The organism is Streptomyces harbinensis, assembly GCF_900116145.1.
Classification (GTDB): Bacteria; Actinomycetota; Actinomycetes; order Streptomycetales; family Streptomycetaceae; genus Streptomyces; species Streptomyces carpaticus.
Map to the genome: position 1 here is coordinate 543,159 of NZ_FPAB01000001.1, position 15,223 is coordinate 558,381.

The 15,223-nt window shown below is 73.9% G+C and carries 16 protein-coding genes; 5 read left to right on the top strand and 11 right to left on the bottom strand.

The features are described 5' to 3' along the window. Positions 1 to 21: 21 nt before the first annotated feature. From BM385_RS02460 to BM385_RS02470, 3 genes are all read right to left on the bottom strand, one after another. Positions 22 to 267 (bottom strand): LapA family protein, encoded by a 246-nt coding sequence (locus BM385_RS02460; protein WP_019432468.1) that lies wholly within the window; start codon positions 265 to 267, stop codon positions 22 to 24. A 101-nt stretch (positions 268 to 368) separates the two neighbouring features. Continuing rightward, the gene (locus BM385_RS02465) at positions 369 to 791 is read right to left on the bottom strand and encodes a CBS domain-containing protein (RefSeq protein ID WP_093842026.1); all 423 of its coding nucleotides are present in this window, start codon (positions 789 to 791) and stop codon (positions 369 to 371) included. Between the two features lie 106 nt (positions 792 to 897). Further along, positions 898 to 1,437 (bottom strand): DinB family protein, encoded by a 540-nt coding sequence (locus BM385_RS02470; protein WP_019432470.1) that lies wholly within the window; start codon positions 1,435 to 1,437, stop codon positions 898 to 900. A gap of 223 nt (positions 1,438 to 1,660) precedes the next feature. Here BM385_RS02470 and BM385_RS02475 point away from each other — a divergent pair, with 223 nt between their 5' ends. Continuing rightward, positions 1,661 to 2,128 (top strand): hypothetical protein, encoded by a 468-nt coding sequence (locus BM385_RS02475; RefSeq protein ID WP_139275134.1) that lies wholly within the window; start codon positions 1,661 to 1,663, stop codon positions 2,126 to 2,128. Positions 2,129 to 2,190: 62 nt separating this feature from the next. Here BM385_RS02475 and BM385_RS02480 read toward each other — a convergent pair whose 3' ends face one another. The 4 genes from BM385_RS02480 to BM385_RS02495 all read right to left on the bottom strand — a co-directional run bounded on the left by BM385_RS02480 (position 2,191) and on the right by BM385_RS02495 (position 6,309). Further along, on the bottom strand, positions 2,191 to 3,123 hold the full coding sequence (locus BM385_RS02480; protein ID WP_093842028.1) for a S66 peptidase family protein: 933 nt from the start codon (positions 3,121 to 3,123) through the stop codon (positions 2,191 to 2,193). Beyond that, entirely contained in the window at positions 3,120 to 5,129 is a 2,010-nt protein-coding gene (locus tag BM385_RS02485) for a prolyl oligopeptidase family serine peptidase (protein ID WP_093842029.1), read from the bottom strand. The genes BM385_RS02480 and BM385_RS02485 overlap by 4 nt, the downstream gene beginning before the upstream one ends. A 165-nt stretch (positions 5,130 to 5,294) precedes the next feature. Then, complete coding sequence (locus BM385_RS02490) at positions 5,295 to 5,669, bottom strand: DUF4259 domain-containing protein (RefSeq protein ID WP_093842030.1); 375 nt, start codon at positions 5,667 to 5,669, stop codon at positions 5,295 to 5,297. Positions 5,670 to 5,760: 91 nt separating this feature from the next. After that, complete coding sequence (locus BM385_RS02495; protein ID WP_019432475.1) at positions 5,761 to 6,309, bottom strand: TetR/AcrR family transcriptional regulator; 549 nt, start codon at positions 6,307 to 6,309, stop codon at positions 5,761 to 5,763. 92 nt (positions 6,310 to 6,401) lie between these two features. On the opposite strand from BM385_RS02495, the gene BM385_RS02500 reads away from it, so the two are divergent. Beyond that, entirely contained in the window at positions 6,402 to 7,178 is a 777-nt protein-coding gene (locus BM385_RS02500) for an alpha/beta fold hydrolase (RefSeq protein ID WP_093842031.1), read from the top strand. Between the two features lie 58 nt (positions 7,179 to 7,236). On the opposite strand, the gene BM385_RS02505 is transcribed toward BM385_RS02500, so the two are convergent. The 3 genes from BM385_RS02505 to BM385_RS02515 form a co-directional block, all read right to left on the bottom strand. Next, positions 7,237 to 8,583 (bottom strand): M20/M25/M40 family metallo-hydrolase, encoded by a 1,347-nt coding sequence (locus BM385_RS02505; protein WP_093842032.1) that lies wholly within the window; start codon positions 8,581 to 8,583, stop codon positions 7,237 to 7,239. Continuing rightward, positions 8,576 to 9,409 (bottom strand): M55 family metallopeptidase, encoded by an 834-nt coding sequence (locus tag BM385_RS02510; RefSeq protein ID WP_019432478.1) that lies wholly within the window; start codon positions 9,407 to 9,409, stop codon positions 8,576 to 8,578. Before BM385_RS02510 ends, BM385_RS02505 begins: the two co-directional genes overlap by 8 nt. A 157-nt stretch (positions 9,410 to 9,566) precedes the next feature. Further along, positions 9,567 to 11,999, bottom strand: a complete 2,433-nt coding sequence (locus BM385_RS02515) for an ATP-binding SpoIIE family protein phosphatase (protein WP_093842033.1) — start codon at positions 11,997 to 11,999, stop codon at positions 9,567 to 9,569. Positions 12,000 to 12,261: 262 nt separating this feature from the next. Between BM385_RS02515 and BM385_RS02520 the strand changes: the two genes are divergently transcribed. Together BM385_RS02520 and BM385_RS02525 are read left to right on the top strand one after the other, a co-directional pair. After that, entirely contained in the window at positions 12,262 to 13,050 is a 789-nt protein-coding gene (locus tag BM385_RS02520; protein WP_093842229.1) for a VOC family protein, read from the top strand. 70 nt (positions 13,051 to 13,120) lie between these two features. After that, positions 13,121 to 13,366 carry a hypothetical protein gene (locus BM385_RS02525; RefSeq protein WP_051131047.1) on the top strand — a complete coding sequence of 82 codons (246 nt, stop codon included), beginning with the start codon at positions 13,121 to 13,123 and terminating at the stop codon, positions 13,364 to 13,366. 93 nt (positions 13,367 to 13,459) lie between these two features. Here the strand turns inward: BM385_RS02525 and BM385_RS02530 are convergent, their stop codons facing one another. Continuing rightward, the gene (locus tag BM385_RS02530) at positions 13,460 to 13,918 is read right to left on the bottom strand and encodes an SRPBCC family protein (protein ID WP_026047197.1); all 459 of its coding nucleotides are present in this window, start codon (positions 13,916 to 13,918) and stop codon (positions 13,460 to 13,462) included. A 108-nt stretch (positions 13,919 to 14,026) separates the two neighbouring features. On the opposite strand from BM385_RS02530, the gene BM385_RS02535 reads away from it, so the two are divergent. After that, positions 14,027 to 15,088: an Rv2578c family radical SAM protein gene (locus BM385_RS02535; RefSeq protein WP_093842034.1), complete on the top strand. Its 1,062-nt coding sequence runs from the start codon at positions 14,027 to 14,029 to the stop codon at positions 15,086 to 15,088. The last annotated feature ends 135 nt before the right edge of the window (positions 15,089 to 15,223 follow it).

The following is a 15,223-nucleotide window of genomic DNA, read 5'->3' on the forward strand; positions in this document are numbered from 1 at the left end:
GTGAAAGAGGGCATCGGGGGTTTATCTTCTGCGGTGCGTCAGATACATGCCGAGGAACAGCCCGATCAGGCCGGTGGCCAGCAGGGCCACCCACAGCGGCATGGTGACCTCGGGGATGAGCAGCCGGATGCGGGTCTTGCGGGTGTTCTCGAAGATGAAGATCAGGACGAGCACCGCGATCAGCAGGGCGGTGATGCGGCCCGGAGTGAAGAAGTCCCCGAGCGGGGTGCTCCCGCTCGCCTTCCTGGGGCGTGGGTTCGTAGCCATGGCCCCAGCATGGCCGGACCCGGCGCCGCCCGCCCGCCGAGCGGCCCGCAGGCCGGGCGGGGCGGACGCGGCGGCTGGGCCGTCCGGGTGACGGCCGGCTCTCAGGAGCCGGCGTAGACCCGTTCGACGAACTCGGCCACCTGGTCGTCATCCAGCGTCCTGGCCACATCGGCCTCGCTGATCATGCCGACCAGATTCTTGTTGCCGTCGATGACCGGCAGCCGCCGTATCTGGTGCGTCTCCATCTCGCTCAGCACCTCTTCGGCGTCGGCGTCGGCGGAGATCCAGCGCGGCGTGCCCTCGCACAGGTCACCGCAGGTCACCCGGGCGGGGTCGTGGCCGGCGGCCACGCACTTCACGACGATGTCGCGGTCGGTGACGATCCCCTGCATGCGCTCGTCCGCGTCGCAGACCGGCAGCGCGCCCACCTTCAGCTCACGCATGAGCTGGGCGGCGCGGTCCAGGGTCTCGGTCATGGGGATGCACTGCGCACCCTGGCTCATCATGTCCGCAGCGGTGGTCATGGCGGGTACTCCTTTGCGTTCGCTTTCGCGTACCACCACGCGCGGGCCGCGCGATCGGAGCCCGTCGCGGCGTTCCCTCCACCGTAGTCCGGGTTGTCCGGGTTCGCTACTCTCCCCGCGTCCCGTCCGCCAGCTCGCGTACGACATCCAGGTGACCGGCGTGCCGGGCGTACTCCTGGAGCAGGTGGAACAGGATCCAGCCCAGCGTCGGCGCCTCCCCCTCCCCGGCGAACCGGCCGCCCCCCTCGGCCCGCGCCTCCAGCGCGACATCCGCGGTGATCGCCCGGGAGTCCGCGGCGTACCGGTGGAAGGTCTCCAGCACCTCGGCGGTGCTCACCCCGTCGGGCACCGCCCAGCGCTGCTTCTCCCCGCCCGGCCCGTGCAGCCAGTCCGCCCACGGCTCCTCGACCGCCTCCCCGAGGAAGCCCCAGCGCAGCCAGCGGCGTTCCACGTGCGCGAGATGCCAGATCATCTCCAGCGGTGCCCACCCGGACGGCAGCCGCGAGGTGCGCAGCTCTTCCTCGGACAGCCCGTCCACCTTGGCGAGCACCACGGCACGGTAGTAGTCGAGATACGCGAGCAGCAGCCCGTGCGCGTCCCCCACCTCGTGCCCGGGCTCGCGCGGCACCGCCGGGTTCTTCTCCATCGTCCCTCTTCTCGACCCGAAGCTGCGGCCGGGTGGTTCTCCGGCCGGCGTGCGGGCGGCCCGTCCCCGCCGGGGTGGCCGCTCCCGCATCGCCGCAGCAGCATACGGAGCCGGCACGCCGCCGCCCGTACGCACCCGGCCGCGTCCGGTGCGGTCCGGGCACGGGGTCACGACCGTCACCCGGGCGGGCGAGCGCCGGGGCCCGCTGGTCTACTGTGGCGCCGTGGACTGGGGGACTCTGGTGGGGACGGCCGTGGGTGGGGTCGTGGCTCTCGCGGCGACGATGATCGCGGAGCGGGCCCGGTCGCGGCGCGAGGAGGCGGTGCGGCGCCAGGAGTCGAAACGGCAGCTGTACGTCGCGTACTTGGCGGCGCTGACGCGGACCAGGAACGAGCTCAAGGACATCGTCCGCTCCCCCGGCCTCGGCCAGCAGGAGCGCGCACGGCTGAGCGCCGAGGCGTACCGGGAGGGCGGCGCCTACGAACTGCGCCATCAGCTGGGGCTGTTCGCGCCGGCGCCGGTCATCTCGGCCTCCGACGAGGCGTTCCGCGCCATCCGTGACGTCAGGGACCTCGTGCGGGACGGCGCGCCGGGCCCGCTGCCCGAGGCGTTCGAGGCGTTCGAGGCGATGATCCACGCCATACGCGGCCTCCGGGACGCGATGCGGAAGGATCTGGGCACGGACGGCTGACTCCCGTGGCGGGCCGGCGGACGCTCCGCACGCCACCGGCGGGCCGGCCCGGTGGGGGGGGTTCAGCTGCCGCCGGTCCCGGACGACGAGGGCGTTCCCTCACAGCTCAGGGTGGCCCGGTCGGCGTCCAGGGTGGCCGGGACGCCGAGCGGGACGGTGTGGGGGTGAGGGCCGTGGCCGAAGGCGAGTTCTTCCGCCATCGGGACGCCGAGCGGGGCCAGCCGGTCCAGCAGGACGGCGCGGACCTCCTCGTAGGGGCCGCAGTCCCGCCAGGAGCCGAGCGCGATGCCGGCCACCCCGGCCAGCCGGCCGGAGCGCAGCAGTTGGGTGAGCACCCGGTCGATCCGGTACGGCTCCTCGCCGACGTCCTCCAGCAGCAGGATGCCGCCGGCCGCCGAGGGGCGGGTGTGCGCGGTGCCGGCCCCGGCCGCCAGCAGGCTCGCGCAGCCGCCCATCGTGATGCCGCGGGCCCGGCCGGGGACCAGGGTGCGGGCGGTGGGCGCGGTGATCACGGTGGGCTCGTGCGGGGCGAACAGCGCCCGCCGCAGCCGCTCCTGGGCCACCGCGTCGTCGGTGAACGCGGTGGTGCCCGGCATCGGACCGTGCCAGGTGGGCACGGCGAGACGGACCGCGAACGCCTCGTGCAGCGCGGTGATGTCGCTGAAGCCGAGCAGGGGTTTCGGCCGGGCCGCCGCCAGCGCGGGCCAGTCCAGCAGGTCGAGAATCCGCTGGCTGCCGTAGCCGCCCCGGGCGCAGATCACCGCCGCCACGCCCGGGTCGCACCAGGCGCGCTCCAGGTCGCGGGCCCGCTCGGCGTCCGGGGCGGCCAGATGCGGCAGCGGCGCCGGCGCCCCGGCCGAGACCGATGGGCCCACCTCCACCCGCAGGCCCCAGCCGCGCAGGATCTCGGTGCCCGCCTTGAGCACGTCCGGTTCCACCGGCCCGGCCGGGGCCACCACCGCCACCCGGTCGCCGGGGCGCGGCGCGCGGATCACCGGCGCAGCTCCAGCGCCGGCGCGTCGGGCCGCTCCACGCCGAACACGGTCAGGTACAGGGCGAGTTCGGACTCGACGGCGGTCACGATGGTCTCGGCGCGGCGGAAGCCGTGGCCCTCGCCGGGGAAGGTGAGGTAGGCGTGCGGCACGCCCGGTCCCCCGCCCTCGGCGAGGGCGGCCAGCAGCCGGTCGGCCTGTTCCGGCGGGCAGATGGTGTCGTCAAGGCCCTGGAGCAGCAGGAAGGGCGCGGTGATGCGGTCGGCGTGGGTGACCGGGGAGCGGTCGCGGTAGCGCTCGGGGACCTCGGCCGGCGGTCCGACGAGCGAGTCGAGGTAGCGGGATTCGAAGTCGTGGGTGCCGGGCCCCGTCCAGCTCGCCAGGTCCAGGATGGGGTAGCTGATGGTGCCGCAGCGGTAGAGGCCGGCGGTGTCCGCGCCGGTGAGCGAGGCGGCGGCGGTCCAGCCGCCCGCGCTGCCGCCCCGGATGGCCAGCCGGTCCGGGTCGGCGGTGCCCTCGTCCGCCAGTGCGCGGGCGACGGCGGCGCAGTCCGCCACGTCCACCACGCCCCACTGCTCGCGCAGCCGTTCCCGGTAGGCGCGGCCGAAGCCGGTGGAGCCGCCGTAGTTGACCTCGGCGACGCCGATGCCGCGCGAGGTGAAGTAGGCGATCTCCAGGTCGAGGACGACGGGGGCGCGGGAGGTGGGACCGCCGTGCGCCCAGATGACGTACGGGGGCCGTTCGTCCTCCGGTGCCGGGGCGGTGGCCAGCGGATGGGCCGGCGGGTAGACGGTGGCGTGCACCTCCCGGCCGTCCGGGCCGGTGACCGTGCGGGTCCGCGGCCGCGGGTAGTAGGCCGGGTCGACCGGGTCCCGGTGGTGCTCGGCCAGCACCCGGGTGTGCCCGGTGGTGGTGTCCAGCTGGACGATCTGCCAGCCGGTGTGCGGGCCGGCCGCGATGCCGGTGATCCGGCTGCCCTGCACGGCCAGGGACGGCGCCCATTCGCCGTACGGGCCGGGTGCGTCGGCCAGTTCGCCGGTCGCCGGGTCGAGGACGCCGAGGCGCATGCCGCCCGTGCCGTGCAGCACGGCGATCAGGCCGCTCTCCAGCGGGGCCGACCAGCGCCAGCCGATGCGCCACAGTCCCTCGGCGAACTCCTCCTCGCGCGGGCACAGGTTGACCGCCTCGCCGGTGTCGGGGTCGACGCGGTGCGGGTTCCACCAGCCGGTGCGGTCGGTGGTGGCCAGCAGGGTGCCGTCCGGGGCCCACTCGGCCTGGGCGATGGCCTCCTCGGGGCCGCCGGCCAGGGTGCGGACGCCGGTCAGCCGGCCGTCCGGGCCCAGGTCGGCGATCTTCAGCTCGGTGCCTTCCCAGGGCATCCGGGGGTGGTCCCAGGCCAGCCAGACCGCGCGCCTGCCGTCCGGGGAGAGCCGGGGGCAGGTGACGAACCGGGGCCCTTCCGGGGTGAGTTCGCGCAGGGCGGCCGGGGCGGTCGCGGCGGAGCCGTCCAGCGGTATCGCGACCGGGACCCGGCGCACGGTGCCGCCCTCGCGGTGTTCCTCCAGCACCGCCCAGAGCTCGCCGCGCTCCGGGTGCGGGCGCAGGTCGCACCAGCGGAGCTGGCCGCCCGGGCCGGCCGGCGGGGTCAGCGGGCGCGGGGCCGCTCCGCCGGGGGCGTCCGGTTCCAGGGCGTGGACGCGCTGGTCGCCGTGGTCGGTGAAGGCGATCAGCGGGCCGCCCTCGGGGCGGGCGATGCCGGCCCACGGGTGGCCGCCGTAGCCGATGACCGCGTTGCGGGCGTTCCACGGGGCGGGCAGGACGGTTTCGGCGACGCCGCCGCCGTCCGGGCGCAGCCGCACCAGGGCGCGCCGGCCGCCCTCGGCGGGGCGGGGGGCGGTCCACCACAGTTCCTCGCCGACGGCGCCCAGGTACTCGGGTTTGCCGTCGTGGGCGGCGACCAGGGCGGCGTCGATGGGCGAGGGCCAGGTTCCGTAGCGGTCGTGCGCCATGAGCTGCCTCCAGGGCGGGGTCGGTCCGGGCGTCACCGGGTCACCCGGGGATCGTTCCACGACCTTGATCGGCGCTCCAGCCACCGGACCGGGTGTGTTCGGCGCGTGAGGGGGCGGCGGACGACTCGGCGTGGGCGCGGCGGAGTTGGGGGCGGCGCCGGGCGGCTACGTGAGGCGTTCGGCGGCTGCCTCGGCCAGTTGGTCGAAGGTGCGGTTCAGCACCGCGCGCCGTTCTTCCTTGAAGCCGGGTGCGGGCTCCAGTTCGTCGATCGTCCGCTCCCACACGGCCAGGTACCGCTGCTTCCAGTGCCGGACCAGCTCCGGCCGCAGCGGGGTGTCGGAGGTGTGCCCGGCGCGGATGAGGACGTGGAGCAGTTCCAGCCGGCACGGTACGACGACGCCCTCGTACTCGTCGGCCTCGATGGCGACCGGATCACCGTCCATGGCCTCGGCGATCTCGGCGACGAGCCCGTCCAGGAAGGAGGACAGATACTCCCTGGCCGGGTCGCTCTCGAAGTTCCCACTGCCCCAGGTGCCCACGGTGTCTCCTCCGCTCGGTGGTGTGCGCGTTCCCGCTGAGGCCATCGAAGCAGGGGGTACTGACAACGCGGCCCGGGGACGGCGTGCTCGCTCAGCCGGCGGGCCCGGCGGTGAGACCGGCGCGCAGCAGCTGAAGGTAGGCGTCGGTGGCGGCGGGGCGGCGGTCCTCGGGGTGCTCACTGATGGCGTGGATCAGTCCGCAGAACAGTTTCAGCAGGTTCTCGCCGGTCAGCGCCGGTGCGGGGTGCAGGCGGCCGAGGAACTGGGAGGCCCGGGTGACCAGTTCGGCCTTCGCCCGGCGCAGGGCGTCCGTCTCGTCGGTGACGGTGATCAGGACGTTGAACAGGCCCGGCTGCTCCAGGGCGGCGGCGAGCGCGGTGCGCAGGAACTCCTCCAGCGCGCGGTGCGGGTCGCTCTCCCGTTCCGCCGCGTCGGCCAGCCGGATGAGGTCGCGGGCGGAGTCCTCCAGGACGGCTTCGAGCATCGCCCGCTGGGTGGGGAAGACGCGGTAGACCGTGCCGACCCCCACCTCCGCGCGGCGGGCCAGCTCGTTGAGGGTGAGCGTGGTGTCGCCGGCGGCGATCGCCTGCCGCGCAACGTCGTGGATCCGCTGTCTGTTCCGTGCCGCGTCGGCCCGCATGTGTCTCCCTTCGGCACCTCAGATGGATAGCTTATCAACTTGGCTGCTACGGTGAAGTGGATACGTTATCCAGTTCCGTCCGAGGAGCCGTCATGACCGTTGTATTCGTCCACGGGGTGCCCGAGACCCCCGCCCTCTGGAACGCTCTCCGGGACCACCTCGACCGGCCCGGCGTCGCCCTGCGCCTGCCCGGTTTCGGCACCCCCCGCCCGGCCGGCCTCACCGGGAAGGACCCGTACGCCGCCTGGCTGGCCGATGAACTGCGCGCCATCGGCGGCCCCGTCGACGTCGTCGGCCACGACTGGGGCGGGCACCTCACGATGCGCGTCGCCTCCGCCCGCACCGATGTGCCGCTGCGCAGCTGGGTCTCCGACGTCGCCCACGGCTGGCACCCCGACTACATCTGGCACGAGGCCGCCACCCTGTGGCAGCGCAGCCCGGAGGGCGAGGAGTCTCTGGCCGGGCTGCGGGAAGCGCCCTCCGGCAGCGGCCGTACCTTCGGCGATCTGCTGCGCGGCCGGGGCATGACCCCGGAGCTGGGCCGGGAGATCGACGCGATCCACGACGCCGGGATGAGCGCGGCCATCCTGGCGCTCTACCGCTCGGCCCGGCCGAACCTCGCCGCCGACTGGGGGAAGGAACTCGACGGCCCCACCGCCGCGCCCGGACTGGTCCTGGTGCCGACCGGGGACCCGATGGCGCGCCCGGACCTGGACACCGAGGTGGCCCGGCCCCTGGGCGCCCGGGTGGCCGAGCTGGACGGCCTGACCCACTACTGGATGCTCCAGGACCCGGCGCGCGGTGCCCGGGTGCTCACGGAGTTCTGGGACTCCCTCGGCGACTCGCCCGGCGACTCCCTCGGCCGCTGACGGGCCGCCCGCTCCCCCGCCCTACCGGTGCGGCGGGAGGGCGGAGGCGGCGGCGCGGCTACAGGGCGAGCAGGGTGCGGTCGAGCACCCGGGTACCGAAGTGCAGCGCCTCGACGGGCACCCGCTCGTCCACGCCGTGGAACATCGCCTGATAGTCGAAGCCCTCCGGCAGCCGCAACGGCATGAAGCCGTACCCCTGGATGCCGAGCCGGGAGAACTGCTTGGCGTCCGTGCCGCCGTACATGCAGTACGGGATGACGTGCGCGCCCGGGTCGAAGTGCTGGAGCGCCTCCCGCATCACGGCGAACGCCGGGGTGTCCACCGGCGCCTGCAGCGGCGGCTCGTGGTGGTAGTAGTCCCAGGCCACGTCAGGGCCGGTCAGGGCGTCGAGGGTGGCGGCGAACTCCTCCTCGGTGCCGGGCAGCAGCCGCCCGTCGATGTGCGCGCCGGCCGTGCCGGGGATGACGTTCACCTTGTACCCGGCGTCCAGCATGGTGGGGTTGGTGCTGTTGCGCAGCGCCCCGGCGACCAGGGTGCCGGCCCGGCCGAGGTCGGCGACCAGCCGCTCGACGGCCGCGTCGTCGTCCAGGTCGGGCAGCGGCAGACCGTACAGCGCGGCCAGTTCGGTGAGCGCGGCCCGCACCGTGGGGGTCAGCCGCAGCGGCCAGCGGTGCTCGCCGATCCGGGTGACGGCGGCGGTGAGCCGGGAAACGGCGTTCTCCCGGTTGATGCGCGACCCGTGCCCGGCGCGGCCGTGGGCGGTCAGCCGCAGCCAGCCGGTGCCGCGCTCGCCGGCCGCCACCGGGTAGATGCGGCGGCCGTCACCGGGGTGGAAGGTGTAGGCGCCGGACTCGCTGATGCCGATGGTGCAGCCGTCGAAGAGTTCGGGGCGGTGGTCGGCGAGGAAGCCGGAGCCGACGTCGGCGGAGTCCTCCTCGTCGGCGGTGAAGGCGAGCACGATGTCACGGCGCGGGCGGATCCCGGCCCGGGCCCAGGCCCGTACGGTCGCCAGCACCATCGCGTCGGCGTCCTTCATGTCGACGGCCCCGCGCCCCCACACCACGCCGTCCCTGATCTCCCCGGAGAACGGGTGGACGGACCACTCGGAGGCATCCGCCGGGACCACATCCAGATGGCCGTGCACCAGGACCGCGTCGGCGGACGGGTCGGTGCCCTCGATGCGCGCCACGACATTGGTGCGCTCGGGGGCCTTCTCCAGCAGTATCGGGTCCAGGCCCGCCTCGGTCAGCCGCTCGGCGACGTACTCGGCCGCCTGCCGCTCGCGGCCGTCCCCCTGCCCCCGGTTGGTGGTGTCGATGCGGATGAGGTCACTGGTGAAGGTGACGGCCTCGTCCAGGGCCGTCCGGTCGATGTGGTGCGGTGCGTTCGGGTCGTGCTCAGCCATACCATTCCTCGACTGCGTTGGATACCAGCGTGGTCAGCGCCTTGAAGCAGCGGATGCCCTCGTACATGGTGGGCGCGGTGTAGGCGACCCGGCGCGGCCCGGTCTGCTCGACGCCGGGGACGAAGGTGGCGGCGCCGGCCAGCTGCTCGGCGTCGAACTCCACCTCGATCACCCGGTCCCGGGGCGGCGCGGGCTCGTGCCGGGCGGCCAGCACGGCGCCGCGCGCGGCGGCGGAGCGGATGTCCGCGGCGGTACGGGCGGGGGTGCGGCAGATCGCGGCGTGCCGGGAGACGTGGTCCTTGACGGCGACGGCGGGCGCCTGCGGCGCGTACTGGAGGGCGTCGACGCAGGTGAGGTCGTCGCCGGTGACCAGCACCACGGGGGTGCCGTACTCGGCGACGACCAGCGAGTTGAGCAGCCCTTCGCTGGCGCGGACACCGTCCACGAACACGCCGGTGATGCAGCTGCCGAGGTAGGTGTGGGCGAGCACGCCCTCGGCGCCGGCGGCGCAGTGGTAGCCGACGAAGGCGATGCCGTCGATGTCGCCGCGCTGGACGCCCTCGACCATGCCGAGTTCCTTGTGGCGCCCCGTCAGCAGTTCGGCGCGGTCGTCCAGCTGCTCGATCAGGAGGTTGCGCATGGTCATGTGCGCCTCGTTGACGATGACCTGATCGGCGCCGCCGTCGAAGAACCCGGCGATGGCGGCGTTCACATCCGAGGTGAAGACCGGCCGGAGCCGCTGCCACTCGGGCCGCCCGGGCAGACAGTCGGCGGGCCAGGTGACGCCGGTGGCCCCCTCCATGTCGGCGGAGATCAAGATCTTCATGCCGCGTCAGGCTACGCGCTCGGTCCGGCGCGCGGAAGCCGCCGGTACGGGACGGGGCCGGGGCGGCCCCCGACCGGCCGCACGGCGGGCGGCCCGTGGGCGCGGCGGGCCGGGGCGCGTGCCGTACGGCCGGCCGCCGGTGCCCTCACCCCGCGCCTCATCGCCGGGCCGCGCCGCTGCGCCCCGGGCGCGGCAGCGGCAGCTCGCACCAGACCGCCTTGCCCCGGTCGGTGCGGCTGCTGCCCCAGCCGCTCGCCAGCCGGCTGACCACCGTCAGCCCCCGGCCCGCCTCGTCCGTCTCGCGGGCGTCGAGCAGCACGGGCAGGTCGTGCCCGTCGTCGGCGACCTCGCACAGCAGCGCGTCGGAGCGCACCAGGCGCAGCTCGACGGAGCCGGTGCGGGCGTGCCGTACGGCGTTGGTGACCAGTTCGCTCACCAGCAGTACCGCGGTGTCCGCGACGGCGGCCAGGCCCCAGCGGCGCAGCTGCTCGCGCACCAGGCGCCGGGCGCGTCCGGCCTCCTCGGGGGCGGCGGCCAGCCGCCACTGTGCGGCGTCCTCGGGCGCGATGCCGCTCAGCCGGGCCATCAGCAGCGCCACGTCGTCCCTGCGGTCACCGGGGGTGCCGGCGGCGGCCAGGGTGCGGATGATGCTGTCGCAGGCGTCGTCCATGGACGCGGCCGGGTGGGCGGCGGATTCGCACAGCGCGGCGAGCCCGGTGCCGATGTCCTGGCCGCGCACCTCGATCAGGCCGTCCGTGCACATGACGAGCCGGTCGCCGGGGCTGACCGGCACGGTCACGGAGGTGAACGCCACCCGGCCGACGCCGATCGGCGCGCCGGAGGGGAGGTCGAGCAGTTCGCTGCGGCCGTCTGCGGCGCGCACCAGGACGGGCGGGATGTGCCCGGCGTTGGCGATCCGCAGCTCGCCGCGGACCGGGTCGTACACGGCGTACAGGCAGGTCGCCAGGTAGTGGTCGCCGAGCCGCTGGGCGAGGTCGTCCAGGGAGCGCAGCAGCTGGGCGGGCTCGGTGTCCAGGGCGGCCATGGTCTGTACGGCGGTGCGTAACTGGCCCATCATGGCTGCGGAGTTGAGGCCGTGGCCCATGACGTCGCCGACGACCAGGGCGGTGCGGCAGCCAGGCAGCCGGATGGTGTCGAACCAGTCGCCGCCGACCCGGCCGAGGCTGGTGCCGGGCAGGTAGCGGGTGGCGGTGTCGCAGCCGGCGGTGCGCGGGGCGCTGCGCGGCAGCATGCTGTCCTGGAGGGTGTCGGCGACGTTCTCCTGGTGGGTGTACATGCGGGCGTTGTCCAGGACGAGCCCGGCGCGGGCGGCGAGTTCGGCGCCGGTGACCCGGTCCATGTCGTGGAACTCGGCGCGCTCGCGGTGCCGCAGCAGGATCATGAAGCCGAGCACCACCTGCCGGGCCTTGAGCGGCACGACCAGCATGGAGCGGTGGTTGATCAGCGGGCGGATGTCACGCTTGTCGAACTGCGCGGCGATGGCGTTGCCCATCTCCTCGGTGACGCGCGGGACGAGGACGGGTTCCCCGCTGGTCATGCACTGGAAGAACGGGGTGTGGGCCGGGAAGGTCATGGATTCGCCGACCGGGACGACGTCGTCCCAGCGGCCGGGCTCGTCGGTGTGCTCGACGGCGACCCGGTGCCACAGGGTGGCGGTGTCGGGCGGGCCGTCGGGGAAGCCCTCGCCGGCGACGACCTGCTCGCGCAGATAGGTGCCGGCGACATCGGTGAAGCGGGGGACGACGGCCTTGCTGACCTCCTCGATGGTGCGGCCGAGGTCGAGGGAGGAGCCGATGCGGGAGCTGACCTCGTTGAGGAATTCCAGGCGCTCGCGGACGGCGGCGTACTCCAGGTCGGTCTCCGGGCCGGACGGCGTACCGGCCTGTGGACCGGCTTCCGGGCCGGCTTCCGGGGCGGCCGCGGCTCCGGGGTGCGCCGGCCGCCCGGTCCGGCGGCCGGCGCGGCGCGGGGTGCCCCAGTCGGGGGTGACGGGGACCCGGGCGTGCCGGCTCAGCTCCAGGACGGGGTAGCCCAGGGCCAGCACGCGGGCGGCGACGATGCCGCTCTCCCCGGGGCTCATGCCGGGCATGATCTCCGGCAGTCCGCGGGCGAGCTCCTCGGCGTGGGCGAAGTCGGTGTGCCGGGCGAAGCCGGCGCCGATCGTATCGCCCGGCGCCCCGGCGGTGCCCTCCAAGGCGCGCAGCGGGGCGGCGTCGGTGGCCAGCACCAGGACGCCGCCGGGATCGGGCCCGGTCAGCGGGTAGGCCCACCAGAGGATGTCACTGCTGCCGCGGGGGCGGCCGTCCTCGCCGTGGGTACGGAACCGGCCGGCGGTGGGATAGCCGGGGGTGTCCAGCACGCCGGTGACCGGGACGATCTCGGCGGCGGCGCGGCCGAGGGCTTCCTCTCTGCGGAATCCGAACAGCCTGCCGGCTCCGCGGCTCCAGTGGGAAATACGGCCCGTGAGGTCGGCGACGGCCACGGCCAGCGGAACGCGCCCGGAGACCGTGCGTGTGCCGGGGAGTGCGGGGTCACGCTGCTGGGGGATTTCCGGCTCTGCGGCCACCATCTCTCCTAACCCGGTGAGGGGAGCGCTTCCACGGTATCCCCGGGCGGGGTGGCGGCGGGAGGCAATGGCCAAGGTGGTGGTGCGCCCGGCGCTCGCGCACGCCGGGCGTGTGCGCCCCCTGCCCCGGCGCCCACGGCTGTACCGGCACGCGCGTTCGATTCATGGCCCGGTCACCGCGCACGATGCCCCACCGGTGGTTAGCGTGGAAGAAGAGGATTATCTGGATATTGCATGCCCATACTTCCTTGTGGAGGCGGTACCGATGGCGGAATTCCCCGACGGAGCACCGATCTGGGCCGATTGTGTGGTCGCCGAACTGAACGCGGGCAAGACCTTCTACCGGGAGATGTTCGGCTGGGACTTCAGAAGCGCGGGCCCGGATTACGGCGGATACACGCTGGCCACCCTGGACGGGAAGCCGGTGAGCGCACTCATGCCCCCGATGCCGGGCCAGGAGCTGACACCCACCTGGACCCTGTACTTCGCCACCTCCGACGTCCAGGCCACCGCCGGGCGCATCCGGGAGAACGGCGGCACGCTGCTGATGGAGCCGATGAGCGTCGGCGAGTTCGGCCGGATGCTGATCGCCCAGAGCCCGGACGGGCTGACCTTCGGCTGCTGGCAGCCCGGTACGCACGAGGGCTTCGGCCTGCTGGGCGAGCCCGGCGCGCTGTGCTGGAGCGAGATCGTCTCCCGCGACCCGGCGGCGTTCGACACCTTCTTCAGCGCGGTCTTCCCGGTGGAACTGCGCCGGATGGGCGATCCGGCCGAGTTCGACTACAAGACCGTGCAGGCCGGCGGCTCGCCGGTGGCGGGCCGGATGCCGATGCCGGCGGACACCCCGGCGGGCACCGGGACGTACGCGCGGCTGTACTTCGGCGTCGACCACTGCGACGACGCGGCGGCCACGGCGGAGAAGCTGGGCGGTCAGATCGTCAGCGAGCCGCAGGACAGCCCGTTCGGCCGCTGGGCGGAGTGCGCCGACGACAACGGCGCGCGTTTCACCGTGATCGACATGTCGACCACGAAGGGCGAGAAGCCGGCGATGTGAGCCGGGCCCGGGCCCGTACGGCACGGCGCGCGGCCCGGTACGTCCCGACCCGAGGGAAGGCGGTGGTGGGATGACCAGAGCGAAACGTCCACGCCCGCCGGAGCCGGAGTATCCGGTGTACGTGGGCTCCTTCGGCGACGATCACCGCTACCGGCTGGTCTGGCTGCGCGGGGTCGGCTGGGAGCCGCTGTCCGAGGAGGAGTTCGAACCGCGGATCCGCCAGCTCTTCCCCGACATCGATCTGGACGACCCGGAGCAGGTGCACTGGGCCGACCGCCCGCAGGAGTGGCCGGCCTGGCATCCGGGCGCCGCCTGACCGGCGCGGGGCCCCGCGCGGGCGCCACCGGCAGGGTCGCCGCCCGCCTGGTCGGGGCGGGCGGCGCGGTCGCGCGGGCGGCGCGACCACGTGCTACTGGGTACCGCCGGACTCCACTTCCCTGGCCAGATTGGCCAGGATCTGCTCGTAGAAGCCGTTCAGGCCACGCGGGGCGAAGATCCGCTCGAAGAAACCCCCGATCCCCGGCGCGCCCTCCCAGGTGCTGCGGATCGTCACGCTGGAGGTGTTCTTCACCGAGCCGGGCACGGCGGTGAAGGTGGTGACCAGCGAGGAGTTGCGGTCGGTCTCCACCAGGGTGTTGTCATCCGGCTCGGTGACCTCCATCAGGCATTCCCGGACGCGTTTGGCCGTGGCGTGCAGCCGGAAGAAGACGACCGTCCCCTCGCCGTCGCCGCCCTCCCGCACCTCGTAGTCGGTGAACTGCTCGGGGAGCAGCCTGGGGTGCACCTCCCGGTAGTCCGCGATGGCGTCCAGCACATCGTCCGGATCCGCATTGATTTCACGCTGAGTAACAACCTGTACCTGCGCCATTGCAATCCTCCTGGCGATCTTCGGACTTGGCGGCAAGCCAACCATCTGGGCGGCCCTCCCCCAAAATCCGCGCTTGACAGAGCTGATTCGAACCGGTGTTCTATTTGCATGCGCTGGAACAACCTGAGCGAGGACGGACGGGCCGCCAGCCCCGCCCTCTTCGGCTCCGAAGTCGTCACCAGGACGTTCGACACCCCGGAGTTCCGGGGGATCACCTTCCACGAGGTCCGGGCGCGCTCCATCCTGAACCGGGTGCCGGGCGCGTCCCGGATGCCGTTCGAATGGACGGTCAACCCCTATCGGGGCTGTTCACACGCCTGCGTCTACTGCTTCGCCCGCAAGACCCACAGCTACCTCGACCTCGACACCGGCATCGGCTTCGATTCACAGATCGTGGTCAAGGTCAACGCCCCGCAGCTGCTGCGCAAGGAACTGGGCGGACGCCGCTGGCAGGGCGAACACGTCGCGATGGGCACGAACGTCGACTGCTACCAGAGGGCGGAAGGGCGGTACCGGCTCATGCCCGGGATCATCGCGGCGCTGCGCGACTACGCCAACCCGTTCTCGATCCTCACCAAGGGCACACTGATTCTGCGCGATCTCCCCCTGCTGCGGGAGGCCGCCGCCGTCACCGACGTCGGGGTCTCGGTCTCCGTCGGCTTCACCGACCCCGACCTGTGGCGCACCGTGGAACCCGGCACCCCCGCCCCGCAGCGCCGGCTGGACGTGGTGCGGACGCTCGCCGACCACGGCATCGGCTGCGCGGTGCTGATGGCCCCGGTGATCCCCTACCTCGCCGACTCCCCCGACCAGCTGCGCACCACCGTCCGGGCCATCGCCGCCGCCGGGGCCACCTCCGTCACCCCGCTGGCGCTGCATCTGCGGCCGGGCGCGCGGGAGTGGTTCATGAGCTGGCTCGCCCGGCACCACCCCGGACTGGTACGGCGCTATGAGGTGCTGTACGCGGGCGGCGCGTACGCCCCCACCTGGTACCAGCGGCGGATCACCCGGCAGGTGCACGAGCTGGCCGCCGAGTACGGCATCGGCCCGGCCGCGCGCGGAGCGGCCCGCGCCATCAGGCCCGCTGCCGTCCGGGACGCGGACACCCCGGACGGGGCGGGGGCGGCAACCTCGCCGGAGCCGGCCGCCACCCAGCTGACCCTGCTGTAAGCCCTCAGCCCCGCACCGGCGCCAGTCCCAGCCGGTCGACGGCGGGCGCGGGGCCGTCCGGACGGGCCAGGGTGAGGGTGTGGGTGCCCGCCGGCAGGCCGCCCCGCCCCCGATCCCCCGCAGAAACGTGCCGTC

What these genes read in the sequence shown, in the direction of transcription:
- BM385_RS02500 (WP_093842031.1), top strand. Translation starts at nt 6,402, where the DNA reads ATGACCGTTGTATTCGTCCACGGGGTGCCCGAGACCCCCGCCCTCTGG.
- BM385_RS02505 (WP_093842032.1), bottom strand. Translation starts at nt 8,583, where the DNA reads ATGGCTGAGCACGACCCGAACGCACCGCACCACATCGACCGGACGGCC.
- BM385_RS02520 (WP_093842229.1), top strand. Translation starts at nt 12,262, where the DNA reads ATGGCGGAATTCCCCGACGGAGCACCGATCTGGGCCGATTGTGTGGTC.
- BM385_RS02465 (WP_093842026.1), bottom strand. Translation starts at nt 791, where the DNA reads ATGACCACCGCTGCGGACATGATGAGCCAGGGTGCGCAGTGCATCCCC.
- BM385_RS02515 (WP_093842033.1), bottom strand. Translation starts at nt 11,999, where the DNA reads ATGGTGGCCGCAGAGCCGGAAATCCCCCAGCAGCGTGACCCCGCACTC.
- BM385_RS02525 (WP_051131047.1), top strand. Translation starts at nt 13,121, where the DNA reads ATGACCAGAGCGAAACGTCCACGCCCGCCGGAGCCGGAGTATCCGGTG.
- BM385_RS02530 (WP_026047197.1), bottom strand. Translation starts at nt 13,918, where the DNA reads ATGGCGCAGGTACAGGTTGTTACTCAGCGTGAAATCAATGCGGATCCG.
- BM385_RS02495 (WP_019432475.1), bottom strand. Translation starts at nt 6,309, where the DNA reads ATGCGGGCCGACGCGGCACGGAACAGACAGCGGATCCACGACGTTGCG.
- BM385_RS02510 (WP_019432478.1), bottom strand. Translation starts at nt 9,409, where the DNA reads ATGAAGATCTTGATCTCCGCCGACATGGAGGGGGCCACCGGCGTCACC.
- BM385_RS02485 (WP_093842029.1), bottom strand. Translation starts at nt 5,129, where the DNA reads ATGGCGCACGACCGCTACGGAACCTGGCCCTCGCCCATCGACGCCGCC.
- BM385_RS02535 (WP_093842034.1), top strand. Translation starts at nt 14,027, where the DNA reads ATGCGCTGGAACAACCTGAGCGAGGACGGACGGGCCGCCAGCCCCGCC.
- BM385_RS02470 (WP_019432470.1), bottom strand. Translation starts at nt 1,437, where the DNA reads ATGGAGAAGAACCCGGCGGTGCCGCGCGAGCCCGGGCACGAGGTGGGG.
- BM385_RS02460 (WP_019432468.1), bottom strand. Translation starts at nt 267, where the DNA reads ATGGCTACGAACCCACGCCCCAGGAAGGCGAGCGGGAGCACCCCGCTC.